At 68.6% G+C, this 24,335-nt stretch carries 21 protein-coding genes; 9 read left to right on the top strand and 12 right to left on the bottom strand.

The genetic code is table 11. From position 1 onward, the window contains the following. The first annotated feature begins 112 nt into the window (after nucleotides 1-112). The 8 genes from K6U06_RS12535 to K6U06_RS12500 all read left to right on the top strand — a co-directional run bounded on the left by K6U06_RS12535 (nucleotide 113) and on the right by K6U06_RS12500 (nucleotide 12,487). The gene (locus K6U06_RS12535; RefSeq protein WP_262322272.1) at nucleotides 113-1,069 is read left to right on the top strand and encodes a hypothetical protein; all 957 of its coding nucleotides are present in this window, start codon (nucleotides 113-115) and stop codon (nucleotides 1,067-1,069) included. Further along, on the top strand, nucleotides 1,066-4,581 hold the full coding sequence (locus K6U06_RS12530; protein WP_262322271.1) for a helicase-related protein: 3,516 nt from the start codon (nucleotides 1,066-1,068) through the stop codon (nucleotides 4,579-4,581). Before K6U06_RS12535 ends, K6U06_RS12530 begins: the two co-directional genes overlap by 4 nt. Nucleotides 4,582-4,600: 19 nt before the next feature. Further along, nucleotides 4,601-4,945: a hypothetical protein gene (locus K6U06_RS12525; protein ID WP_262322270.1), complete on the top strand. Its 345-nt coding sequence runs from the start codon at nucleotides 4,601-4,603 to the stop codon at nucleotides 4,943-4,945. Nucleotide 4,946: 1 nt separating this feature from the next. Beyond that, nucleotides 4,947-7,670, top strand: coding sequence for a DUF1156 domain-containing protein (locus tag K6U06_RS12520; RefSeq protein WP_262322269.1), 2,724 nt, complete (start codon nucleotides 4,947-4,949; stop codon nucleotides 7,668-7,670). Continuing rightward, nucleotides 7,667-8,041, top strand: coding sequence for a nucleotidyltransferase domain-containing protein (locus K6U06_RS12515; RefSeq protein WP_262322268.1), 375 nt, complete (start codon nucleotides 7,667-7,669; stop codon nucleotides 8,039-8,041). Before K6U06_RS12520 ends, K6U06_RS12515 begins: the two co-directional genes overlap by 4 nt. Continuing rightward, nucleotides 8,025-8,444, top strand: coding sequence for a HEPN domain-containing protein (locus K6U06_RS12510; protein ID WP_262322267.1), 420 nt, complete (start codon nucleotides 8,025-8,027; stop codon nucleotides 8,442-8,444). Before K6U06_RS12515 ends, K6U06_RS12510 begins: the two co-directional genes overlap by 17 nt. Then, a complete protein-coding gene (locus tag K6U06_RS12505) occupies nucleotides 8,431-11,787 on the top strand; it encodes a Swt1 family HEPN domain-containing protein (protein WP_262322266.1) in 3,357 nt (1,118 codons plus the stop codon). Before K6U06_RS12510 ends, K6U06_RS12505 begins: the two co-directional genes overlap by 14 nt. A gap of 493 nt (nucleotides 11,788-12,280) precedes the next feature. Then, on the top strand, nucleotides 12,281-12,487 hold the full coding sequence (locus tag K6U06_RS12500) for a hypothetical protein (protein WP_262322265.1): 207 nt from the start codon (nucleotides 12,281-12,283) through the stop codon (nucleotides 12,485-12,487). A gap of 159 nt (nucleotides 12,488-12,646) precedes the next feature. On the opposite strand, the gene K6U06_RS12495 is transcribed toward K6U06_RS12500, so the two are convergent. After that, nucleotides 12,647-12,847, bottom strand: a complete 201-nt coding sequence (locus tag K6U06_RS12495) for a hypothetical protein (protein ID WP_262322264.1) — start codon at nucleotides 12,845-12,847, stop codon at nucleotides 12,647-12,649. Nucleotides 12,848-12,965: 118 nt separating this feature from the next. Here K6U06_RS12495 and K6U06_RS12490 point away from each other — a divergent pair, with 118 nt between their 5' ends. Then, entirely contained in the window at nucleotides 12,966-13,994 is a 1,029-nt protein-coding gene (locus K6U06_RS12490) for a nucleotide kinase domain-containing protein (protein ID WP_262322263.1), read from the top strand. A 21-nt stretch (nucleotides 13,995-14,015) separates the two neighbouring features. Here the strand turns inward: K6U06_RS12490 and K6U06_RS12485 are convergent, their stop codons facing one another. The 11 genes from K6U06_RS12485 to K6U06_RS12435 all read right to left on the bottom strand — a co-directional run bounded on the left by K6U06_RS12485 (nucleotide 14,016) and on the right by K6U06_RS12435 (nucleotide 24,279). Further along, complete coding sequence (locus K6U06_RS12485; RefSeq protein WP_262322262.1) at nucleotides 14,016-14,921, bottom strand: nucleoside triphosphate pyrophosphohydrolase family protein; 906 nt, start codon at nucleotides 14,919-14,921, stop codon at nucleotides 14,016-14,018. Further along, nucleotides 14,921-15,673 carry a C1 family peptidase gene (locus K6U06_RS12480; protein WP_262322261.1) on the bottom strand — a complete coding sequence of 251 codons (753 nt, stop codon included), beginning with the start codon at nucleotides 15,671-15,673 and terminating at the stop codon, nucleotides 14,921-14,923. The genes K6U06_RS12485 and K6U06_RS12480 overlap by 1 nt, the downstream gene beginning before the upstream one ends. A 24-nt stretch (nucleotides 15,674-15,697) precedes the next feature. Next, on the bottom strand, nucleotides 15,698-17,089 hold the full coding sequence (locus K6U06_RS12475) for an ImmA/IrrE family metallo-endopeptidase (protein ID WP_262322295.1): 1,392 nt from the start codon (nucleotides 17,087-17,089) through the stop codon (nucleotides 15,698-15,700). Next, entirely contained in the window at nucleotides 17,089-17,559 is a 471-nt protein-coding gene (locus tag K6U06_RS12470; RefSeq protein ID WP_262322260.1) for a helix-turn-helix domain-containing protein, read from the bottom strand. Before K6U06_RS12470 ends, K6U06_RS12475 begins: the two co-directional genes overlap by 1 nt. After that, entirely contained in the window at nucleotides 17,552-17,989 is a 438-nt protein-coding gene (locus K6U06_RS12465; RefSeq protein WP_262322259.1) for a holo-ACP synthase, read from the bottom strand. Before K6U06_RS12465 ends, K6U06_RS12470 begins: the two co-directional genes overlap by 8 nt. 47 nt (nucleotides 17,990-18,036) lie before the next feature. Further along, a complete protein-coding gene (locus tag K6U06_RS12460; RefSeq protein ID WP_262322258.1) occupies nucleotides 18,037-18,750 on the bottom strand; it encodes a hypothetical protein in 714 nt (237 codons plus the stop codon). Between the two features lie 146 nt (nucleotides 18,751-18,896). Then, complete coding sequence (locus K6U06_RS12455; RefSeq protein ID WP_262322257.1) at nucleotides 18,897-19,178, bottom strand: hypothetical protein; 282 nt, start codon at nucleotides 19,176-19,178, stop codon at nucleotides 18,897-18,899. A 159-nt stretch (nucleotides 19,179-19,337) separates the two neighbouring features. Then, nucleotides 19,338-21,839: a hypothetical protein gene (locus tag K6U06_RS12450; RefSeq protein WP_262322256.1), complete on the bottom strand. Its 2,502-nt coding sequence runs from the start codon at nucleotides 21,837-21,839 to the stop codon at nucleotides 19,338-19,340. Further along, nucleotides 21,839-22,198, bottom strand: a complete 360-nt coding sequence (locus K6U06_RS12445) for a helix-turn-helix domain-containing protein (protein WP_262322255.1) — start codon at nucleotides 22,196-22,198, stop codon at nucleotides 21,839-21,841. The genes K6U06_RS12450 and K6U06_RS12445 overlap by 1 nt, the downstream gene beginning before the upstream one ends. Nucleotides 22,199-22,499: 301 nt before the next feature. Continuing rightward, nucleotides 22,500-23,387 carry a TRM11 family SAM-dependent methyltransferase gene (locus K6U06_RS12440; protein ID WP_262322254.1) on the bottom strand — a complete coding sequence of 296 codons (888 nt, stop codon included), beginning with the start codon at nucleotides 23,385-23,387 and terminating at the stop codon, nucleotides 22,500-22,502. Next, entirely contained in the window at nucleotides 23,377-24,279 is a 903-nt protein-coding gene (locus K6U06_RS12435; protein WP_262322253.1) for a TRM11 family SAM-dependent methyltransferase, read from the bottom strand. Before K6U06_RS12435 ends, K6U06_RS12440 begins: the two co-directional genes overlap by 11 nt. Nucleotides 24,280-24,335: the final 56 nt, after the last annotated feature.

Genomic DNA, 24,335 nt, shown 5'->3' with positions numbered 1-24,335 from the left:
CCTCCTTTCTCGTGACGGACCGGCCGCCGATGCGACAGGTCGTGACGTTCAGGGTACGAGAGGGCCCAACACCCTCTCTGTGGCCTCAACCGGGGGATGTAAGATCACTCCCGTGCCGCGCCCCGCTACGCCCTCCCGTGCCACGAAGGCCCTGGTAGCGGAGCTGCGCGCCCAGGGGGTGCCCTGCTCGCCTCGCCGCTTGGAGGACTGGCGGCGCGTGGGGCTCGTGCCGAGGGGCCACCGGCGCTTCCTCGGGCGGGGCCGAGGCACCGAGGTCGTCTACCCCGACGACATGGCCGAGCGCTGCTGTCAGGTGGCGAAGCGCATGCGGCGGGGCCAGCCGTGGCAGATAGTCGCCTTCTCGCTGTTCGCCGGCGGCGTCGACCTGCCCGAGGAGACGATCCGCGCCGCCTACCGGTGGGCGCTCACCGTCGAGGTGCCCGCGGACAGCGACGAGCTGGATGTGGCCGAGCGCGGCGTTGACCAGCTGCTCTCGACGGTGGCCGGCCGCCGGCTCGAGGTGTTGGTTACCGCCCAGGTGAAGCGCTCCGGGGTCGCCCAGGGAGAGCCACCGGCCGCGGTTGCCCGCGGCGTGCTCACGAACCTGTTCCTCGTCCAGCTCGGCGGCGAGGTCGCCGACGACCAGGCAACGATCGAGCTGCTCGCAGGCATTGGCTTGCCAATCGCCGAGCTGCCGCCTGACGAGCGAGTTCAGGCGGCTCGCTTCATGGACGCCGTGTTCAGTGCCTTCTCCTTCGACGAGCTGGCCGGAGTCGCCGAGCACACGCCGCTCGACGAGCTGCAAGCCGCGATCCCGGTCGTGGCGAACCTGCTGGACCTGCTGCCCCCGGCGCTTCGCGCGCTCGTCCCCGGGACGGTCGCCGAGCTGCTCCCGCCCCTTCTCGCACCGCTGGTCGTCCAGCTCGGTCACATCGCGACCAGCCTCGACGCCAGCCAGCACGGCGTCTATCAGTCGGAGCCAGCGTTAGCGTCGCAGCGACCTGCGACGATGGACCCGATGCCACTGCCGTCACCGTCTCACCACGAGCGCGAAGCGAGGAGCGCGTGAGCGCCCAGCTGGAGGACCTCGTTCCCGGCTCGGTGATCGGCGGGGTCGTCCTCGCCAAGGACGTCACGTCCGTAGCGCTCTCCTGGCACGGCGGAGCGGCGGTCACCCTCACCTACCGCGACCCAGACGGCCGGGTCGGCGAGCGCCTCCTCTACCGCTCCGACGAGGAGGCGCTCCAGGTCCGAGGGTCCGGGGTCCGGTGGAGCTTCGACGCGAACGGCGAGCTGTTCAGCCTCGTCTCCGAGGCGCGTCGGATCCGCCTGGCGCACCTGTTCGACCCGCTGCTCGCCGTGCACCTCTCCCTCGTCGAGCCGCTCCCCCATCAGATCCGTGCCGTCTACGGCGAGCTGCTCCCCCGCCAGCCGCTGCGCTTCGTCCTCGCGGATGACCCGGGGGCCGGCAAGACGATCATGGCCGGGCTCTACATCAAAGAGCTGCTGCTGCGAGCTGACGTCGCCCGCTGCCTCATCGTCGCACCGGGTGGTCTTGTCGCCCAGTGGCAGGACGAGCTCGCGGAGAAGTTCTCCCTCGACTTCGAGATCCTGACTCGAGACGCCATCGAGGCGAGCCATACCGGCAACCCGCTCGCGGAGCGCGACCTCGTCATCGCCCGCCTGGACCACCTGTCGCGAAACGACGACATCCAGGCTCGCTTGGAGGCGACCGAGTGGGACCTTGTCGTCGTCGACGAGGCGCACCGCATGTCGGCCCACTACGAGGGCGACGAGGTGCGCGAGACCCGCCGCTACCGCCTCGGGAAGCTTCTCTCGGCTACCACCCGCCACCTGTTGCTGCTCACGGCCACGCCGCACGCCGGCAAGAACGAGGACTTCCAGCTGTTCTTGGCGCTGTTGGACGCCGACCGCTTCGAAGGCCGCCGCCGCTCCGCATCGGGAGAGATCGACACCACCGACTTGATGCGCAGGATGGTGAAGGAGCACCTGTTGCGCTTCGACGGCCGGCCGCTGTTCCCTGAGCGGCGCGCCTACACCGTCCCCTTCGAGCTCTCTGCGCCCGAGACCGATCTCTACGAGGCGGTCACCACCTATGTGACCGAGGAGATGAACCGGGCCGAGCGGCTCACCTCGGGGAGGCGCAACGTGGTCGGCTTCGCGCTCACCGTCCTGCAGCGTCGCCTCGCGTCCTCACCGGAGGCGATCAGCCAGTCCCTCGCTCGGCGGCGCAAGCGCCTCGAAGACCACCTCGCCGAGCTGCGCGCCGCAGCAGACCGTACCGAGCCGGATGCGACCGGCGACGACGTCGCCCGATTCGGTCTCGGCGAGGATCTCGCCGACGATTTCGATACCGACGACCTGGAAGCCGCCGAGCTCGAAGAGGTCGAAGAACAGCTCGTCGACCAAGCCTCCGCGGCCGAGACCGCTGTCGAGCTCCAGGCCGAGGTCGCCACCTTGTCGCATCTGGAGAGCCTTGCCCGCTCGGTGCTCGCCTCGGGCACGGACCGCAAGTGGATCGAGCTCGCAGGCCTGCTCGCCGAGAAGCCCGAGATGTTCGAGGAGTCCGGCACCCGGCGAAAGCTGCTCATCTTCACTGAGCACCGCGACACCCTCAACTACCTCGTCGGTCGCCTCCAAGGCTTCCTCGGGCGCCCCGAAGCGGTCGTGGCGATCCACGGCGGGATGCGCCGCGAGCAGCGCCGGGTGGCCCAGGACACCTTCACCTCCGACCCGGACTGCGTCGTGTTGGTGGCGACCGACGCGGCTGGCGAGGGCATCAACCTCCAGCGGGCCCATCTCGTCGTCAACTACGACTTGCCGTGGAACCCGAACCGCATCGAGCAGCGCTTCGGGCGGGTGCACCGCATCGGCCAAGAAGAGGTCTGCCACATGTGGAACCTCGTCGCCGCAGGCACCCGCGAAGGCCAGGTGTACCAACTACTGCTCCACAAGCTCGACGAGCAACGCCAGGCGCTCGGCGGCCAGGTCTTCGACGTTCTCGGCCAGGCCATGTCCGGCCGGGCGCTGCGCGACCTGCTCATCGAGGCCATCCGCTACGGCGAACGTCCCGATGTCCGTGCGCGCCTCGAAGAGGTGATCGATGCCCACGTCGGCGACGGCATCGGCGCTCTCATCGCAGCCGAAGCGCTCGCCTCCGAGGTCCTCTCCGAGGCCGACGTCACCCGCCTGCGTCTGCTGATGGAAGAGGCCGCGGCGCGTCGGCTCCAGCCGCATTATGTCCACGCCTTCTTCGACAAGGCGCTGGCGACCTTGGGCGGCCGACTCGTGGAGCGCGAGCCCGATCGCTACGAGGTGACCCACGTGCCCGCCGAGGTCCGGGCCCGCACCGCCCGCTCGGGTCGGCCGGTGTTGCGCCGCTACGAGCGGATCTGCTTCGACAAGACGCTCATCCACCAGCCCGGCCGGCCCCCCGCCGAGCTCGTCGCCCCCGGACATCCCCTCCTCGACGCAGTGGTGGCGCTCACCATCGAACGCCACGGATCGCTCCTTTCGACCGGGGCGGTGCTGATCGACGAGACCGACCCCACAGAGGTGCCCCGGGTGCTGTGCTACCTGGAACACACCATCACCGACGCCCGGCCTGGCCAAGGCGGACGAGACCATGTCGTCTCCCGGCGCTTCGAGTTCGTGAGCGTCGACCGCGACGGCAACGGCTCGCCGGGCGGGTACGCGCCGTACCTCGACTACCGCCCGGCTACCCCCGACGAGCTGGTGACCTGCAAGCGGGTCCTCGGAGAGGACTGGCTGTCCGGCCCCGGGCTCGAACGCCGGGCACTCGACTACGGCATCGAGTACATCGTGCCTCAGCATCTCGCCGAGGTCGCTGCCCGCACTGACGACCGCGCCGAGCGGACGATCACCGCGGTGCGCACCCGGCTCACCCGGGAGATCAACTACTGGGACCAACGAGCAGCTGTGCTCAAAGAGCAGGCCGCGGCTGGGCGCCAGCCGAAGATGAATCCCGAACGCGCCCAGGCCCGAGCCGACGAGCTTGCCGCCAGGATGCGCCGCCGTCTCGGCGAGCTCGAAGAAGAACGCCAGCTCCAAGCCCTCCCTCCAGTCCTCGTCGGCGGGGCGCTCGTCGTGCCGGCCGGACTGCTCGCCTCCCTCGGTGACCCCGAGGCGGCCGCCGTGAGCCGCTTTGCTCGCGAGACCCGTGAGGTCGAAGAGCGGGCGGTGCGGGCGGTGCTCGACGAAGAAGCCCGGATCGGTCGGCGAGCCGAGGAGATGGCGCACTCGAACCCCGGCTTCGACATCCGCTCCGTCGACACCGACGGCCACCTCCTGCTCATCGAGGTGAAGGGGCGCATCGAAGGCTCGACGACGGTCACCGTCACTCGCAACGAGATCCTCACCGGCCTGAACGCCGCGGACCACTACCTCCTCGCGCTCGTCGAGGTGCGCACCGACGGAACCTGCCAGGTCCGCTACCTGCGCGACCCGTTCGCGGGCAAGTCCCGCCAGCTGCACTTCGCCGAACGGAGCACCACCTTCGACTGGGACAAGCTCTGGGAGACCGCGGAGACGCCACGATGACCGATGGAGGGGGAAGCACATGATTGCCGAGGCCCAGCAGCAGGCGCTACAGCACTTCATCGGTGCCAAGCAGGTCGAATGGAGCCAGTACGTGCCCGGTCGCCAGTGGGACAAGGAAGCCCTCGCCACCGAGATCGCCTCCGATGCCCGCTTCGCGGAGGTGCAGCTCTGCGGTACGTGGTACGGACCCAACGAGACCGAGATCCGCGACATCCTCTCGCCGATCCTGGCCTACGCCGGTTACGGACCGGACCTGGCCGTCGTGAGCGCTGCTATCGCCCTCGCCTGCCACAAGCGGCGTGTCAAGACGAACCCCGTGCTCACAGTGGTCGATGGGATAGCCGGGCTCCTAGGTAAGGGCTGACATGGGCCACGTCGACACGCACAAACGCAAGCTCATCGAGGTGGCGCTTCCCCTCGAAGCGATCAACCGCGAGGCTGCCCGGGAGAAGTCCATCCGCCACGGACATCCTTCGACCCTGCACCTGTGGTGGGCACGCCGGCCGCTCGCAGCATGCCGTGCCGTGCTCTTCGCGCAGCTCGTCGACGACCCCTCCGCCCATCCCGATCGCTTCCCCACCGAGGAAGCCCAGGAACAAGAACGCCAACGACTCTTCCGGATCATCGAGCGTCTCGTGCCGTGGGAAGCCACTCAAGACGAGTCGGTGCTGGCCGAAGCACACGAGGAGATCCGCCGGTCTTGTGGAGACAATCCGCCCGAGGTACTCGACCCCTTCTGCGGGGGCGGTTCGATCCCCCTGGAGGCCCAGCGCCTCGGGCTCGTCGCTCATGGGAGCGACCTGAACCCGGTCGCGGTGCTGATCACCAAGGCCCTCATCGAGCTACCAGCCAAGTTCGCCGGCCAGCCTCCTATCCATTCGCGCAACGCTGACGGCCGACTCGCGATCGAGAGCTGGAAAGGCGCCCAGGGACTCGCCGAGGACGTCCGCTACTACGGGGCGTGGATGCGCGACGAGGCAGAGCGTCGTATCGGGCATCTCTACCCACAGGCCACCCTCTCCGACGGCCGCACGGCGACGGTCATCGCGTGGATCTGGGCGCGTACCGTCACATGCCCGAACCCGGCCTGCCAAGCCACGATGCCGCTGGCTCGCTCCTTCTGGCTTGGCAAGAAGAAGGGCAAGGAGACCTGGGTTCGCCCGGTGGTCGAGGACAGCAGGGTGCGCTTTGAGATCGGCCACGGGTCATCTGGTCCTCCCGTTGAGGGCACCGTCGGACGCACTGGCGCGATCTGCCTCGTGTGCAACACGCCGGTGCCACTCGCCCATATCCGTGCCGAGGGCAAGGCTGGCCACATGGACGTACAGCTCATGGCGGTCGTTGCCGACGGCGATCGCCAGCGTATTTACCTCCCGCCGGACCCGGCGCACAGGAAGGCGGCCGACGTTGCCCGGCCTGAAGGCGCTCCTGAGACCGAGCTGCCGGAGCAAGCTCTCGGCTTCCGAGTCCAGGGCTACGGCATGACTCGCCACGCTCACCTGTTCACGAATCGTCAGCTGACCGTTCTCTGTACCTTTTCAGATCTGGTTAGTGAAGCACGTCAACGAGTCCTCGCCGATGGCGGACAACCGCTGTACGCGGATGCCGTGGCAACGTACTTGGCACTGGCCGTCGACCGCGTGGCTGATCGGAACTCGTCGATTAGTGGATGGGATTCCAGCCCGAAGATGGAGGCCATTCGCAATACCTTTGCGCGGCAGGCAATTCAGATGACTTGGGACTTTGCCGAAGGTCAACCATTCGGAGGTTCGTCCGGCAATTTCACGGATGCCGTCGGTTCCGTAATCGCAGCCATGGAACGAACTCCCTCGGCTCCTGTTGGCACGGCGAAACAGAGAGACGCTCGGGAACCTCTTGACAGAGCGCGTATTGCGGTTTCAACCGATCCTCCCTATTACGACAACGTCGGGTATGCCGCTCTCTCCGACTTCTTCTACGTCTGGCTCCGCCGTTCTCTCGCAGCCATGTATCCGGATCTGTTCTCGACGATGCTCACGCCGAAAAGTGCTGAACTCGTCGCCGATCCGTTCCGCAGCGGTGGCGACAAGTCGAAGTCCGAAGAGCTCTTCGAGGAAGGCTTCGAACGAGTGTTCGCGAACTTGAGCAAGGCGGCTGACCCTTCATACCCGCTGACCGTCTTCTACGCATTCAAGCAGTCCGAGCACGACGAGAGCGGCGTGGCCTCTACCGGGTGGGAGACGATGCTTGCCGGTTTACTCCGCTCGGGGTTCGCTGTCACTGCTACCTGGCCAATGCGGACCGAACTCGGCAACCGCATGCGCAATCACGCAAGCAACGCCCTCGCGTCGTCCATCGTTCTCGCCTGCCGTCCACGCAGTGAGACTGCTGGGATCACCGACCGCCGGGGCTTTCTCGCAGCCCTTCACGCCGAGCTGCCCAAGGCGTTGCGTGAGCTCCAGCAGGGCAACATCGCTCCGGTGGACCTCGCCCAGGCTGCAATCGGACCAGGCATGGCGGTGTTCTCCCGCTACGCGAAGATCGTCGAGCCGACCGGCGAGACGATGCCGGTTCGCAGCGCGTTGACGCTCATCAACCAGGTGCTCGACGAGGTGCTTGCCGAGCAGGAGGGTGAGTTCGACGGGGATACCCGCTTCGCCATCAAGTGGTTCGAGCAGTACGGCTTCGACGAGGCGGGCTACGACCCCGCAGAAGGCCTGGCCCGAGCGACCAACGTGTCGGTGAAGGGCCTGGAGGAGGCCGACATCCTCGTCGCTCGGGCCGGGCGGGTCCGGCTGCTGCGGCGTGCCGAGCTTGCCGCGGACTGGGATCCGACCACCGACGAGCGTATGCCGGTGTGGGAGGTGACCCAGCAGCTGGTGAAGGCACTGTGGGACGACGGCAGCGAGTCTGGTGCCGCGGACCTGGTACGCCGTCTCGGTGGTCTCGGCGAGGCGGCGCGTGATCTCGCCTATCGGCTCTATGCGATCTGCGAGCGTCGGGGCTGGGCCGAAGACGCCCTCGGGTTCAACGCTTTGGTCACCTCGTGGCCCGAGATCCTGCGTCGCGCCGGCTCGCCGGGCTCGGTCCAGCCGGAGCTTGGGTCATGAGCCCGGTCACCTACGAGGTACGCGACGGCAAGGCCCGCTACGACGGTCGGACCTTGTCCGAGTGGGTCCCCGATGTCGTAGACGCAGTCGTGGGGGCATGTGACCCCGAACAGGTGCTCCTCTTCGGTTCTGTCGCCCGCGGCGACGACGGCCCGGACTCCGATCTCGACCTGATGGTGGTGCTCTCCACCATCGACTACGCCAAGCGCCACGAGTTGGAGGCGGCACTCTACGGCGCCCTCGGTGGGGCGGTGCCGGTCCAGGTCTTTGTCACCGACCGCCGCGAGTGCGAGCGCCGTCACGACGTGATCGGCTCGATGCACTATTGGCCGCTTCGGGAAGGACGGGTCGTCTATGCCCGAGCTGCCTGACAACAGCTTCGACGAGGCCCGCCGGTGGCTGGCGAACGTCGAGGACGACCTCCATGCGATGCGCGCCGTCGCCCGGGACCCCGAATCCCCCGGACGCATGGTGTGCTTTCTTTCCCATCTCGTCGTCGAGAAGGCCCTGAAAGCCACGCTCATCGACGTAGGCGTGCCGTTCCAGAAGACCCACAACCTGCTTGTCCTGCACGACTCGTGCGTTGGGCTGGGACGCCTTGTCGAGCTCGACCGACAGCTGTTGGCGTGGTGCAACCCGTGGGCGGTCGACGGGCGCTACGCGGATGACCTCGCCGAGGCGAACACTGAGCTTGCAGAAAGTCTGGCGGCCTTTGCCGAACAGGTGGTGGCCGAGGTGCGACGAGAGCTAGGAGCAGAACGTGGCCGTCAGTAACCGGGAGCGGGTCGGCAGGGCCTTCGAGGCGCTGGCCACGGGGCTTGCACCGTTCGTCGACCGCCAGATGGCCTCGTTGCACGGTGAGGGTTGGCTGGAGGGCTTCGTCGAATCCGGCCCGCGCAACGCCGCGCCGGCGTCGCTTCGCGATCCGGCGTTTCTGTTGAAGGTGATGACCGAAGCGTGGGACTCCGCGTTTCGCAGCCGGCTCACCCGGACCGACCGCAACCTCGTGTTCGAGCTGCGCGACGTTCGCAACCGCTGGGCGCACAACGACGCGTTCAACGCGGACGACACCTACCGGGCCCTCGACTCGATCGAGCGGGTGCTCGTCGCTGTCGACGCCGGCGAGGCCGCAGAGGTCGGCCGCTCCAAGACCGAGCTGATGCGGCTTCGCTACGAGGCCGAGACCCGCAAGGCCGGAGCAGCAACCCAAGCAACCACCGGGGCGGTGGCGGGGCTTCGCCCATGGCGTGAGGTGATCGTCCCCCATGACGACGTCGCCCAGGGTCGCTACGGCCTCGCCGAGTTCGCCGCTGACCTGCACCAGGTCGCGGCCGGCTCGGGAGGCCCCGAGTACGCCGATCCGGTCGAGTTCTTTCGCCGCACCTATCTGACCGAGGGTCTGCGCCAGCTGCTCTTAGAGGCGACCCGGCGCCTCGCCTGCACCGATGGCGTGCCGGTGGTCGACCTGCAGACGACCTTCGGTGGCGGCAAGACCCACACCCTCATCGCTCTTTGGCACCTGTGCTCAGGAACCGCACTCTCCGAGCTGCCCGAGGAGGTCCAAGACCTCGTCCGGGCCGCCGGGGTCGACCAGCTGCCCCAGGTGGCCAGGGCGGCACTTGTCGGCACCCGGATCGCACCCGGGCAGGTGTCGGTCAAGCCCGACGGGACCGAGGTGGCGACCTTGTGGGGGGAGCTCGCGTGGCAGCTCGCCGGCAAGGACGGCTACGCACTTGTCGCCGATGCGGACCGCACTGGCACGAGCCCGGGTGACGCGCTGGCGGAGCTGTTCAAGGCGTGCGCGCCGTGCCTCGTGCTCGTCGACGAGTGGGTCGCTTATGCCCGCCAGCTGTATGCGACCGACGAGCGTCTCGTCGGTGGCAGCTTCGAGGCGCACGTCTCCTTCGCCCAGGCGCTCACCGAAGCGGCACGTTCGACCGACCAGGCCCTGCTGGTCGTGAGCCTCCCCGCTTCTGTGGCTACCGAGCCCGCCGCTGTCGGCTCGGGTGGCGGCTCGGGTGGTGGATCGAGTGTCGAGCTCGGTGGTCCGGGGGGTGCCGAGGCACTGCGACGACTGCGCAGCGTGATCGGCCGGGTCGAGTCGTCGTGGAGGCCGGCGTCGGCCGAAGAAGGCTTCGAGATCGTCCGGCGCCGGCTGTTCCGACCCCTCGACGCCTCGGGGCTCGCCGATCGGGACGCGACCGCCCGGGCCTTTGCCGAATCGTACCGCTCGCAAGCGGCTGAGTTCCCCGCCGAGTGCCGGGAAGCCGCCTACGAACGCCGGCTACGTGCCGCCTATCCGATCCACCCCGAGTTGTTCGACCGGCTGTACGAGGACTGGTCGACCTTGGAGCGCTTCCAGCGCACCCGGGGAGTACTGCGCCTCATGGCCCAGGTCGTTGGGGCGCTGTGGCGTGGGGGTGACCAGTCGCCGCTCATCTTGCCCGGCGCCATCCCCCTCGACGACGCGCCGGTCGCTTCCGAGCTCGCCCGCAACCTGGAGGACTCTTGGAAGCCGGTGATGGACGCCGACGTGGACGGCACGGGATCGCTCCCTGCGCAGCTCGACGCCACTTATCCCAATCTCGGCCGCTACGGCGCGGCGCGAAAGGTCGCCCGGGCGGTGTTCCTGGGCTCGGCACCGACCGTGCACTCCCCGCACCGAGGGGTGGAGGCCGCCCGGGTGCGCCTCGGATGTGCCGCACCAGGCGAGGCGGTCGCCACCTACGCCGACGCGCTCGCCAGGCTGTCGGATCGGGCCACCTACCTCTACGTCGACCGGGACCGCTACTGGTATGGGCTCTCGCCCTCCGTGGCGCGCATGGCCCGAGACCGCGCCGAGCGCTGGCTCACCACCGGCATCGCGGAACTCGATGCAGCGCTCTGCGAGCGAATCCGGCGTCAACGCGACCGGGGCGAGCTCACCGGCGTGCACGTCGCCCCCTCGAGCTCAGCCGACGTCGACGACGACGACCGGGTACGCCTCGTCGTGCTCCCACCACAGGCGGCCCATGTCGTGAAGACCGACGACTCGCCCGCGCTTGGCGCCGCGCGCGAGATCCTCGAGCACCGCGGCACCGCGCCGCGCATCTATCGCAACATGGTGGCCTTCCTCGCTGCCGACAACCGGCGCGTCGACGACCTGCGCCAGGGGATGGCCGAGGCACTCGCGTGGAGATCGATCTCGACCGAAGCAGAAGAGCTTGGTCTCGGCACCCAGCAGGCCGCCCAGGCGGCCACCAAGGCCGAGGAAACCGAAGGAACCGTCGAACGCCGCCTAGCAGAGACCTATGGCTGGGCGCTCGTGCCGACCCAGCCGGAGCCCACTGGACCGATCGTGCTCGACGCGGTGCGCATCGACGGCCAAGGCGACCTCGCGGCACGGACCGCCCGGCGCCTTATCGACAAGGGCCACCTCAACTTGGTCTACGCCCCCTCGCTCCTGCGAACCCTCGTGCTCGGCGGCCCGCTCGCCTCGCTGTGGGAGAAGGGCCACGTTTCGGTCGAAGAGCTCTGGGAGGCCCTCGCCCGCTACCCCTACCTGCCCCGGCTGCGAGACCGTCTCGTGCTGCACCGCTGCGTGCAGGACGGACCTGCCGGGTTCGCCTGGTCCGAAGAGGGCTTCGCCCTCGCCGAAGGCTACGACGCCACGACCAAGCGCTACCTCGGCCTCGTCGTCGGTCCCGGTGGCGGCGCTGCGGTGTCGGTCTCCACGCTGCTCGTGCGACCCGACGTCGCTGCCGCACAGCTTCGCGTCGATGACCAAGCCATCAGCAGCCAGGCTGCTGCCGCTGCCTCCATCGCTACGGCTGCCTCGGCCGGGCGCGCCGCCGATTCGCCGGCATCGACACCGTTGGCTGCCGGCGCGCTGACATCGCCCGCGAAGCCTCGACGGTTCCACGGGAGCGTCGCGCTGCGCTCCGAACGACTCAGCCTCGAGTTCGGTCGGGTCGTCCAAGAGGTCATCGCCCATCTCGGCGACGCGTCGGCCACTGTCGAGATCACCATCGAGATCTCCGCCAGTGCTCCCGAGGGCTTCGACGAGCCGGTCATCCGTACTGTCACCGAGAACGCCCGCACTCTTCATTTCACCGACCAGGGTTTCGAGCAGGAATAGAGGTCGGCGATGGCCGACGGGTCTATTGCGCCGGCAGTGCGGCGGTCACGGTCCGAGCCCCGACCGCCTCTCGTACCGCCGCCTTTCTCCTCCTTTCCCAGGGAGGGGAGCGAGCTGATCGCGGTCGTGACGGGGTCGGAGTAGAGGTCAGCATGCAGTCGTCCGAATGAGGGACTGCGTGGCGTTCTTGAGTGACGCCTGCACGCCTCCAATGGAGATCCCGCGCACGCCGACCACGGCGGCGAGCGTCTTCCATCCAGGGATACCGTGCACTTGGGTCGTCAGGATCGCCAGAATGACCAACCCGCCCAGCCCTACGGCAGCAGGGACGAGTCTCTGCAGCGAACACTCGGAGGACCTTGGGTAGGAATGATGAACTGCGTGAACCGAAGGACGGCGTAGGGCTTGAGCAACATCTTGGGGGTCCACATCAACGACCAGCAGCTCGTTCCAGTAGGTGAGCTGCTCGCGAAGCGCTTGTTCTACGGCGGCAGTGTCCTTCGAGGTCGTTGATGTCGGGATTCCGCACTGTCCAGTAGAGAAGCTCGTCCAGGACTTCGGTGTCGACGAAGATCTGGCGCGTCCAGAGTTCTTCGTCGAGGGCAGCGCGAACCACGACAAGGTGGTGGCCGAGGCGGCGGGCGGTGGCTATCTGGGCATCGGTCGTTGCAGGCATGGCGTAGTCAAGATCGGTGGATGACGGGAGGTGCGCCACGTCTTCGAACTGGGCCACGTCGCCTTGATGCGCGACGAGGTAGTCAGCAGAGTCACCTGCGGTGACCCGGGCGCGTTGGTGACTCCGAACCATGTCGGTCAGCGTGCGTATCGCGGGAAGCCGGGCCACATCTGTTCCTGTCTGTCACTTCGTGCGGAGGTCGTCCGCCAGGTTTGCGAGCTTCGACGGCTCGTTGAGCGCTTGCTCGATGAGGGCTCGCAGGAGTTCGGCCATCGACACGTCGAGGTCAACCGCGCGGAGCTTGAGCGCTCGGTGGACCTCTGGGGCGAGGTCGAGGGTGAGCCGCTTCGGTTGCGGAGCGTGGGATGCGGCAGGAGGCGCCACGCCGAGAGATCGTAGCCGTATTTCTGTATTACCGTGCTTCTGTGTTTCGGTGTGAGATGATCGGACCCATGGACGATCACTTCGACGGCCGTCACACCCGACCCGTATGGTGAGCGTCGTGACCGAGGGTTCGGCGATGCGGGTCATCGTCGGACGCCGGGTACTTCGGGTGACGGAGGCGTTCCGCTCCTACTGGCGACTGGCGGCCGAGCGTCAACAGATCTTCTACCGCCGGCTACGCGATGAGCAGCCCCCGTGGACCGATGATCCCGTCCTGGCGTCGCACCGGTTCACGAACGCTTACCGGGCCTCTGATCGAGTGAGTCAGTTCTTGATCAACGAGGTGATCTACGGGGCCCAGGTCGACGAGCGATCGACCGTGCTGCGGATCTTGCTGTTCAAGATCTTCAACCGCGTTGAGACCTGGCGCTACCTAGAGGAGAGCATCGGCCCGATCACGGCGGCGAGTTTCGACGCGGACCGACTGACGCAGTTGCTCGACATCCGTCTCGCCGCCGGGAATCGTCTGTACTCGGCGGCGTACATCATGCCGAGCCCGAAGCTCGGGGCGGAACGCAAGCATGCGAACCACCTGCAGCTGCTCAGCCGGCTGCTCGTCGACGGCACGGTTGACCACCTGGTTGGCGCGCCGACCCTGGCGGACCTGTACTCGACCCTGGCAGGGGTGCACTCGTTCGGGAAGTTCTTGGCCTTCCAGTTCGCCATCGACTTGAACTACAGCGCCCTGTATCCGTTCTCGGAGATGGACTTCGTGGTGGCGGGGCCGGGCGCCCATGACGGGATCGCCAAGTGCTTCGTCGACACCGACGGCCTCGGCGCGGAGGATGTCATCCGGGCAGTTGCCGACGCGGCCGAGGACTGCCTCGCCGCCCTCGACATCGAGTTCGAGTCCTTGTGGGGTCGCCCGTTGCAGCTGATCGACTGTCAGAACCTATTCTGCGAGGTCTCCAAGTACGCCCGAGTGGCCCATCCCGAGCTGCAGGGCTCTAGCGGCCGGACGCGGATCAAACAGCGGTACGTGCCCAACCATACGCCTCTTGCCGTCGGCTACCCGCCAAAGTGGGGCTTACCCACACTGGGTGCCGTCGTGCCCGGCAACCAGCAGCTTCAGATGCAGACCGCCTAAACCCCATCTCCCGCAGGCTCGCTACGATCCGACATCCATGGCAGTGGCCGGTCCGTCGTAGCTCAAGGTTCGGTTGTCCAGGTCCGCAGTGAGCACGCCCCCGCGGTTCTCGACGACCTGTCCGAAGGCCTGATAGCCAGTGAGGATTGCCGCATGCCAGTCGGCGGCGGACCTGGCTGCGACCTCGAGGTGGGAGGTCATTTTCGAGCACGTCTTGAGCACGCTGGGCGGGACGTGGGCGAGGGTGGTGAAGAAGCTGTGCTCGGCGGCCATCGTGAACACGTACGCGGTGAGCCCTTCTTCGATGGCGGCGGCTCGGCCTCCGTCTTGGACCCGGTCGACGGTGGGAAGCTCTGATCGCTTGCGGTGAAGGAGTCGGCGCATCACCGGTGACCAGCCGAGAATCGCCATGTGGGCGAGGTGGAACACATCGTGGTAGCGGTAGTCGTCGTTGTTCTCGCTGTTGTCGTCGAGGGGGTCACCGACCGGCTGGTCGCCTCGGTACATCCGTACCCGCTGCAACGTCTCTCCTCGTGGGGTCGTCTCCTCGGTTTCCACGAAGGTGACCGTCAGCCGGACGGGGAGCTGCTGGTCGCCCGGCGCGTCGCTGTCGAAGCGGTCGTGAGGCGGGAGTTGCGCCGGGGGACGGAACAGGCCTCGGGTCTTCGTGAGGTTTTCTCGGGCGATCTCGTCGAGGTTGAAGCCGTTGTAGCGAGCCAGGGCCGCCGCGTACCAGAGGATGTCTCCCAGTTCTTCGTGAACTTCCTCGCGGAACGCTCGGTAGCCGGTCTTGTCGCGCTGTCGTTTCTTGTACTCGGCGATGAGCTGGCCTACTTCGCCGGCGAGGCCGAGCAAGGGCAAGAGGTCGTCGTCACCGGTTAGGACGTCGGTCTCCGCCGCTTGATCCTGGTAGTCGTTGAGCTCCACTACGGTGCTGCTCCCTTGGTCGGTGGTGTTGCTGCCAGTGACGTCGGGTCGATCGCGGTGGCTTGCACGGCGAAGGCGATCAGGTAGTCGGGCGGCAGCCATCCGTAGCCGCCTGCTCCCCAGCCTGGGCCCCAGGTGTTGCGGACGAGGAGGCGCCTCTGTGTCCCCGACGCGTTGGTGGCGGCGCCGAGAGTGAGGATGGCGTGGTAGTCGCTCACGGGCGCGGTGAGCGGAGGGACGGTGATCTCGCCGGTGGGCGTGGGGTGCTCGAACTCGTCGGTGAGCTCGATGACCAAAACGACCGGGATCTCTGACGCGAGGGCGTCCTCGACGAGTGCCTCGATCCCGTCGTGAGCGAGGGGGGTGTCGATGATGGCGCCGGTGTACCACGGAGCCGTCGCTGCTCCGACCGGTTCGGGCTCGGTCCCGGCGCCAAGGCGCTGGTTGTACGGCCAGTAGTTCTCGGTGGGCTGACCCTTGGCTCTGAGCGCGGATCCTCCGGCGGCCAGCGTCGTTCCTTGGTAGCCGGCGCCACCGTGGTGAAGGCAGTGTTGCCACAGCGGCTCGACGGCGAGCATCTCGGCGCCGGGGGCAGCGAGCCGGGTTCGGGCGGCTTCGTGGGCAGCGGAGAGAGAGAACGGGACGCACAGTGGGCGCGGTCCTTGGGCCCTGAGCGGGGAGGTGAGAAGGTGCCGGAGGTCGACGGCGGGTCGGGATCGGCTGGCAGCGAGACGTTGGGCGTGGGAAGTCATCGGACTCTCGAAAGCGGTGCGGGGTCAGTCGCTGTCGCGGTCGTCGATGATCGCTGCGGGTGCGTGGAGCTTGCGGTCTCGGACCGGACCGACCCATTGCTCCTCGCGGTCCTCGACGAGCTGGTCGATGGAGAATCCCTCTCGGCGGGGTTCGACGAGGGCGTGGAGCACGTACTCCTCGACGGCGGGCGCGTCGCTGTAGGGGCTGCGGTGCTGGAGGTGCAGAGTCTTGGGGCCGGCTTCGACGAAACGCACGCCGAGTAGGCGTCGGCCGGTTGCCGCGATGAGTTCTTCGGGACCGCTTCGAGGCTCGGGAACACCGGCGCCCGGCTGATCAGACTGTACGGGGGCGCTGACGGCGTCGTTGTCCCCAGTTGCGACAGCGAGGCGGGCGCGTCGCGTGTCCCGGGGCCGTTGTGGCGTACCGTGGCGGCCGGCGAGGTAGCTGTCGCCCACCACCGCTGCACCTCCTGGCAGCGTCCGCTCGGGGACCGAACTCGCCGCCTCATCCGCGGGGAGGTGTCGTACCCGGTCGATAGCAGCGCTTGGCGCACGGCCCCGTCGGGCCGTTCGGGCACTTGCGACGAACCGTTGGGCGGTGTCGGTCTCTGTGGTCGATGAAGGCTGATCAGCGAACGGCGGCGGTTCGGGGGAGGGGACCACCTCGGTCACCTCGTTGTCGAACATCCATCGATAGCCGCTGCTTCGGTTCTCGGGCAAAGAGAGGACTACCTCGTCGTCGGTGCGTAGCGAGAGAACCTGGTCATTCCACGCCTCGTCCACCGGCCAGACATCCGCGTAGCCGTAGACGGGGCGCCGACCGCCGGCCAGTTCGCTTTTCACCATGAGGGGCCGGACATTGGGTGGCAAGAGCAAGGTGGCGTCCGCCGCGGTGATCACTTGGAGGTTGGCGAGCTGTCGCACCGCTGCCTCGTAGCTCACCCCAGCTTCGCGGGCGACGAAGTAGGCATCTCGTGGACCGACCGGTACGTCGTCGCCGACGCCGATCCTGGCCAGCAAGGAGAGGACCAGTGGTGGTGGCATCAAGAGGTTGGCGGCGAAGATTTGCGCCAAGCGTTCCCGCTCGTGTGGCGTCGTTCCGAACACGTGCTCCTCGCCGTCGAGCGCGAGGCCGTGACCGTGCTCAAGGCGCCAGTGTCCCAGTTCATGGGCCGCGGTGTAGCGCTGCACGGTGATCGGTCGTCGGTCGGTGATCAGCACTCCCCCGCTGCCCTCGGGAACGAACGCCCCGAGCAAACCGTCCAGTGGCATGAACGTGAGCCACAGTCCCAGGTCCTCGCACATCGAGAACACATCGACTTGGCGGGTAGCGTCGAGGCCCAGTTCGTCCAGCAGTCGCCCGGCGGACTCTGCTGCCTGAAGCGAGCGCTGCCACGGGTTGCCGGTCGGGGGCATCACGACTCCGTCTCGCGGCCTTGGCCTCGTGCCCGCGGCCTGGGGCGTTGCGGCTCGCCCTGTCCTCCAGCACCGGTTGGCTTGCCGGCGGCGGCAAGGAACTCGGCGAAGCGCAGTACCTGGTCTCGGTCACGGTCCGACAGCGACTCGGTGGCCCGAAAGAGTGGTTCGGCGTCGCTCAGCTCGATGTCGTCCTCGCCGAGCAGCCAACCGACTGGCTTGCGGTAGATACGGGCGAGTCGCCGCACCTCGAGCCCGGTCACGCGGCGCTTGCCGGACTCCATAGCCGACACGCTTGCCCGGGGGATGCCGAGCGCGGAGGCGACGTCCTCTTGAAGGAGCCCGACGTATTCGCGCGCTTCCTTCAACCGTGCGCCGATCTTTGCTTGCTCTTCGCTGTCGTCGTTCTCGCCGCTATCATCGTCGTTTGCTGCGGCGACTGGTGTCTTTGGTCGCCTCTGCTCAGGCATGGTTCCTCCCTTCGTGGTTGCCGACATCAGTTCCGGTGAGAGTGGCGCGCAGCGAGGACGCGAAGACGATCGCCGCTGCCCATCCGCCTTCGTGGGTCAACGAGACGTGCCACGTCGTGATCCGACGTCGCTTGGCGATGCTGAGCGCAGTCCGGTGGAGTTCCACCCTCGGGGCCCCGGATGGCTCGGTGACGATCTCCACGTCGCGGGGGTCGAGATCGCCGATGCCTCGTTGGAGAACCTTCATGACGGCCTCTTTCGCCGCCCACTTCCCGGCTAGCCCTTCCGCTTGATTGTTGGCGTCTCGCTGTTCCCGGGCGGTCCAGGCCGCCTCAAGGAATACATCGCCGCCGGCTTGGATGAGTAGGCGGAGCGGCTCGACCTCCACCAGGTCGATACCTGCTCCCGCCGCTTGGTCGACGAGGTCCACGCTGGCACTCCAGGCTGACCGCAGGGCGCGCTTCGGCGACACGGCGGTCACCGGTGAACTCCAACGGTGACGGGCTCGTCCAAATCGGAGGCCGCCCGGGCATCTCGGGCCAGCTTGAGTGCGCGGGCCCGGCCTTGGGTGTCCGCCAGGGTGGCGTGGACCACGAGTTCGCCGAGTTCATGGCCGGTCTGCTGACAGAGGAACTGCATCAGCCACGACAATCCGAGCAGGTTTCCGTACGCCTTGTGAAACAGGTATTGGTGTCGGTATACGGCCGTCGCGTGCAGGCGACCCTGGTACAACGTCAGATCGACGTGAGTCAGGCAGGGGAAGCTTCGGATGCGTCGGTCGGCGGCTGCGTAGACCTGCAGCCCGCGAAGGTCCTCCTCGTCGGTGAGCGCGTCGGCCGCCACGTCCATGTCGAGCGCATTGTGAGTGCGGCGGCCGGCCAGCTGTTCGCCGCGGAGTCGCTCGATCCTGGCCGCCAGCTGGTTTATCCCTCCCGCTTCTTTGCCGGGCCATGAGATCATGCGAGAGAAGTAGGTGCCGCTCTTGTTCGCGTTGACCGTGCGCAACAACGGCAACATGCCCGTGTACGCCTCGTAGAGCGTTTCGGCGGCGGCGTCGAGCAGCGCGCACTCCGCTGTCGGCAGCTCGGGTGACCAGTCCCGTTCCGGATCGGGGTACAGCGAGGCAGGGAAGATGGTCTCTGCCACCGTGTCGACCGATTGGGCGCCAGCCGCGTCGAGCGCGTTGTCCAAGACGCGTCGGATCGAAGCGATCTCGGTTCCGGGTTCGGTCACGGTCGAGACCACGTGGACTGCTCGGCCGCCGTCGGTCTCGGCGGTTCGCTCCAGAGAGAGCAGCCAGGCCTCGCTGACCGAAGCCGCTGCGGGCAAGAACTCGCTCATGAGGCCAACGGCCCTGCCGGGACCGAGTGCAGCGTCCGATGAACGAGTCGGGCCACGCCGCCCATGCTTCGCAGGTCGACCTTGTTGACCTGCGACAAGTTGACAAGCTTTGGTCGGCCGACCGACGTCCCGACCTGGTTGATCAGGAAGACGGCGATCAGGCTCGGGATTTTCGGTGAACCGTCGTCCGCCATCTCGGTGAGTCGCCGATTCGGCTGTGCCGCTCGCAGTAGGGCCGTAAGGTCCGCCTCGAGCTGATCAACCGTCCTGGTGGCCACGCCCACGAGGACGGTCGCTCCCCCCGGAGCGCTTCCTGGCGGCAGTGGCGGTGGTGGAGCCACGGAAGGGATGTCGGTCTTCACGACATCTAGTGTCGGATATTCTGACGTCCTTGTCAAGAGATGCGTTATGCCGGCGTCGCGGCTTGTGCAGGCGTGTCACCGCTGGCCGGCCCGACGGGCCCGATCGGACGAGGCTTGTGCGGGGTCCGGTTGGGCGGCCGGTCGCAGCGCGGTGACGGTCGCTTGATCGTCGCTCGTCGATGCAGCCAGGTCGGGGTCGCGCCTGGCCATCCAGGCGCGGAGACTCGTGGCGGTGAGCTGGGCCGTGCGCCGGCCGGGAACTTGGTCGAGGACGCCGGCCCGGACGAGGTCCATGAGCGCTCGGGAGGTCTCGCCGGTGAAGCGGGCGACTTCGGCGACGGGCACGGCGGCGACCGGTTGGACGGTGCGGCGTTTTGCTTCGTGGTGGGCGATCCAGTACTGCTTGACCGAGGCACGGGTTACGAAGCGCAGGCCGCTGCTGTCGGTCTCGGGGTCGACTTCGAGATCACCTCGCTCCGCCAAGATCCGCACGGTGCTGGCCGCCAGGTGGAGCTGGACGGCCGCGGCAGGGAGCTTCATGGACCGGCCGTGCAGTGCCTGGATGCGCTCCAGCTCAGCCCGCAGCGCGCCGGCGGCGTCGGGAGTGACTTCGTAGACGCGGCTGGTCGGGTGCTGCTCCAGGTCGAGGTCGAGGTCGAGGCGACGGATCATGCTGTAGGCCTCGTGGTAGCGGAGGCCGAGTTGCTCGGCGAGATCGGGCAGCAAGATGCGCTGGGCGAGGCGGTCCCGGTGCGCCCACACGGTGCTGAGCCGCGCGTAGCGGCGGGGAACGCCTTGGGCGTCGGCCGTGACGAGGGTGGGCAGGGTGCCGTCGGTCATCCACCGACGGGCGGTGGTCCTGGCGATGTCGAGCTCGGAGGCGACCCGCTCGGCGTCGCACAAAGGATCATCCGCGGTGCCGGGGTTGACCAGCCAGCCAGCGGTGGCGAGCGTCGCGTTGACGTCCTCGGCCCGGTCCCGCAGCGGGTTGTGCTTGCCCCAGGCCACCTTGCGGGTCGTCGGGGTGAGCAGAGTGCCGATGCTGGCGGTGACCTTGTCGTCGAGGATGGCAGCCACCTTGACCAGCGGGGCGATCTCGGGGTGGTCGAGGGTGTAGATCCGACCGAACACGTCGTCGCCGGCCCGATGGCCCATGAACCGGCGGCGCACGGTGTCCTCGATCCCTTCCTGCCAGGCCAGGTCGGTGGCGAGGCTCTTGCGCAGCAGGTGGGTGGAGACCCGGAACCCGAGGTCGGCCGTGGACAGTTCCTCGGCCACCAGGGCGTCCTCGAAGGCATGGCGGTAGCCCTCCTGGCCGGAGCGGTTCTTCTGGTAGATGCCCGGCACCAGCCGGTCGGCCGGGTTGACGGTGCCGGTGGCCGGGTCGGTGTGGAACGCCTCGACCGCGGCGTGGATGAGGTCCAGCATGCTGGCCGGCACGACGAGGACCCGGGATCCCGCCGCGGTCTTCATCGTCGCCTTGTACGGGACCGCGACGACCACGCCGTGGTCGTCGCGGACGTTGAACTTCCGTCCCCCTTGGCCTTGAGCGGCGAGTAGGGCGGTGTCGCCCACCTCGATCACGTCGCCGAGCAGGACGCCGAAAGCTTCGGAGATGCGCAGGCCCATGATGCGCTGCAGCCACAGCACGACCTGGTGGGCTGGGTGGAGGTGGGCGGCGATGCGGGCGCACTCGGGCAGGGTGAGCGGCCTCGGCTGGCGGGTGGGCCGGCGAGTGCGGGCCGCTGACGGATCAGGAGTCGGCGCGTCGAGGCTCTCGGTGGGGTCGAACCCGGGCGGGAACAGCCCGTTGGCCCGGGCGAAGCCAAGGACGCGGCGCAGCACCCACAAGGCGTCCGACACGTACCGCTGCGACAGGCCGGCCGGCGCCCGCCGTCGCTTGTCGCGCGCCCCGTCGAGCGCCGCGACCGGCACCCGGATATGGCCGGCGGGGTCGCGGTAGGCGCCGGGCAGCTCGCCCTGGCGCCAGCGGCGGCGCACCGTCGGCAAGCTCACCCCGCACAACCGCGCCACCGCAACCAAGCCCAACTCGTCGGTTTCTGGGTCGATGCTGGCTGGCAGGGGGGGAAGCCCGGGCGACGCGGACCGGGTCGTCGGGACGTGCTCTCTGCCGACCAGGTGGAGCAGCCAGTCGTGCGCCATGTAGTAGGTGATGTCCGAGACCGTGGTGGTCCGCGGCGCGAACCACGGCACGAGGTAGCCGTCGACGATGCGTCGGACCCGTTCGGCCCGGTCGGGTCCTCCTCGGCGGAGGTCCTCGTAGGCGGCCGCCATCCACGCCTTGGCGACCGAGGCCACGTCGGGCTGCATCTTGGCCGGTGCCGGCTTGGCCGACGCCTTGGTCCGCCGGGCGGGCTTGGTGGTACGGAACCGCTCGGCGTCAGGCAACGGCCGCCCGGTTCGCACCGCCGGGACTGCTTGGGCCAGCCAGGCCCGGGCGTCGTCCTCAGCGAGGAAGGACTCGTAGTGCCGGCCCGAGGTGGCCGCCTTGTCCGGGACGCTGGCCCACCACCGTCCGCGCTGGAAGCGCAGCCCGCCGTTGAGCGGCCGGGCCATCAGTCCGCACCCCGCTTGGCGAGGGTCTCGACGGTCAACTGCCGCAGGAACACCAGCTGGTCGTCCTGGCGGGCCACGAGATCTTCCAGCGCCGCCACCCGGGCCAGGGCGCGGGCCAGCTCCACCGCGATCGGCACCGTCGGCCGGCCCGCGTCCACCGCCGCTGATGGAGCCGATGCGTCCTGATCGGCGGGTCGGTACATGCCCGCCGCGAGCAGATCATCGGTCGGGATCGTCCAGCGATGATCCCGGAGCCGGGCGTTCGGGAACCGGCCGTTCCTGCGAGCCCTGACGATGGTGTCTTTGCTGCACCCGGCCATTCGGGCCGCCTCCTGCTGGCTCACGAGCTGCTCGGTCACCGCCGCCCCTCCCCGCCCCGAGCGGGCGCGTCCACCTTCGGCGCGGCCGGCCGCTTCGGGGGCGGAGCGGCCGTCGATCCTTGGGGAGCGCACCGCGGTGCCAGGCCGGTGGGCGCAACGGGTGAAGGTCGCCGAGGACCTTGTGGCGTCCGTGACATGTCGCTCCCACATGGCTGCTCGGCCTTCCTCCCGGTTCGTAGATGTCGGAGATTCCCCGAGGTTGGGGGCTCGACTGGAGGAGGCCACATCTCCGTCGAGGAAGTCAAGGCCTGCGGCAGAAGGAGGATTCGGGGCACCAGGATCACTTGGCCCCCCTCTGCCGGGTCGCCGTTCCGGTCCGGTCGCCAACGGTCCGGGCCAGCCGGAACACCAGAAAGTCCTCGTGGGCAGTGACCAGGCGGGGCACGCCGGCGGCTCGGGCTTTGCGGACCTGCTCGAGGGCGAAGAACGAGCTGCGGGGCACGAGCCTCTCGTCGCGCAGCCCAGCCAGCAGCGCGACGTTACGTTCGTAGAGCACCAGCCCGGATGCTTCGCCCACTCGAACAAGGGCCCCGGGGAGGTCGACGAGCTGCCCGGCGCGCCACCAGGGCCGCACGGTCATGGCGACGACGCCGGCGGGGCGGAGCAGGCGAGCGCAGCCGGCGAGGATGGTTCCCATGGCGTCGAGGAGGCCGTCGAGGCCGACGTGGGCGAGGTTGGCCGGGTCGGTCGAGTAGCGGTGGTGGCTCTTGGTGATGCCCAACCCGGGCCGGGCGGTGACCCGGCCGTGGAGGGACGGCCCGTAGGGCGGGGAGGTGAGCACCAGGGCCACGAGCCCGCGCACGGTGGGGTCGACGACACCGGCGAGGTGGCGGGCGTCGCCGCAGACGACCTCGCCGTGACCGGTCGCGCCGTTCGAGTGGGCGTAGGCGAGGTTGGCCTTGGCTAGGTCGGCCCACTCCGGTTCGTACTCGACGCCGAGGGCGTCGCGGCCGAGATGGACCGCCTCGACGAGGGTGGATCCGATCCCGGCCATCGGGTCGAGGACGAGGTCGCCGGGCTTGGTGTAGGTGGCGATGGCCCGCTGGGCGATGGCGGGGAGCATCTTGGCCGGGTGGTGGCCGGAGATCTCCACGTACCGCCCCTTGCGCTGCGAGCGGGCGTTGCGTTGCGCGGTGGGCCAGACCGAGAGGGGAAGGTCAGCGGGCATCGGCGGTCTCCTGGTTCTTGGCGTAGGCGGTGACGTCCTCGTGGGCGACGAGGTGGGCGGGCTCGCCGCGCTGGCGGGCGTGGCGGATCTGGGTCATCTGCCAGTACGACGGCCGGGCCGCGAGGTCGCCGTCGCGGATGGCAGCGTGGAGCGCGATGACGTGCTGGCGGTAGGTGAACCCTGCCGCGGTGGCGAGCGCGACGGTGAGCCCGGCCAGGTCGAGGGTGCGGCCCTTCCTTCGGGTGTTCTTGGTGACCACGACGAGATGGCCGCCGGGTCGCAGCACGGCGTGACAGGCGGCGTAGATCTCGGCCATGGCCGTCTCGTAGGCCGGACCGCGGGCGTGGCCGAGGTTGGCCCGATCGGTCGAGTAGTTGAGGGTGTCGTCCGGGCAGAGGCGCCGGCCGGCCAGCCACGCCCGCTTGTCGATGACCCCGGCGTCGCACGCGTACGGCGGTGAGGTGACGATCAGGTCGACCTGTCCGGCGAGCTCGCCGAGCAGCTCGGGCAGCCGCCGGGCGTCGCCCTGGCGGACCTCGGCGAGGTGCCTGTGGCCGCCGTCGAGCATGTGGTCGAGGTTCTGGGTGGCGAGGGCCACCCAGCGGTCCTCGAGCTCGACGCCGACGGCGCGCCGGCCGAGCAGAGCGGCCTCGGCGAGGGTGGTGCCGATCCCCGCCAGCGGGTCGAGGACGAGAGCGCCGGGCTCGGAGTACTCGGTGACGATGCGCCGGGCGAGCTCGGGGAGCATCTTGCCGGGGTGCGCGGTGCAGGCCGGCAGGTAGCGGCCGGCCCGTTGCCACTGGGCGGTGGCCTGGGCGACCGGCCAGATGGCGAGCGGCACATCGGGTCGGTCGGGTCGGGAGGGACAGCGGGGGGTGGTGGTCGTGGTCATGGGCGGCCCAGGACCGGACAAGCGTCATCTAAAGAACAGGGGGTACGGCCCCTGTA

Source organism: Acidiferrimicrobium sp. IK (assembly GCF_025499425.1).
Classification (GTDB): Bacteria; Actinomycetota; Acidimicrobiia; order Acidimicrobiales; family Palsa-688; genus Acidiferrimicrobium.
The sequence above is the reverse complement of the archived record's forward strand: the minus strand, read 5'-3'. Positions and strand labels throughout refer to the sequence as shown.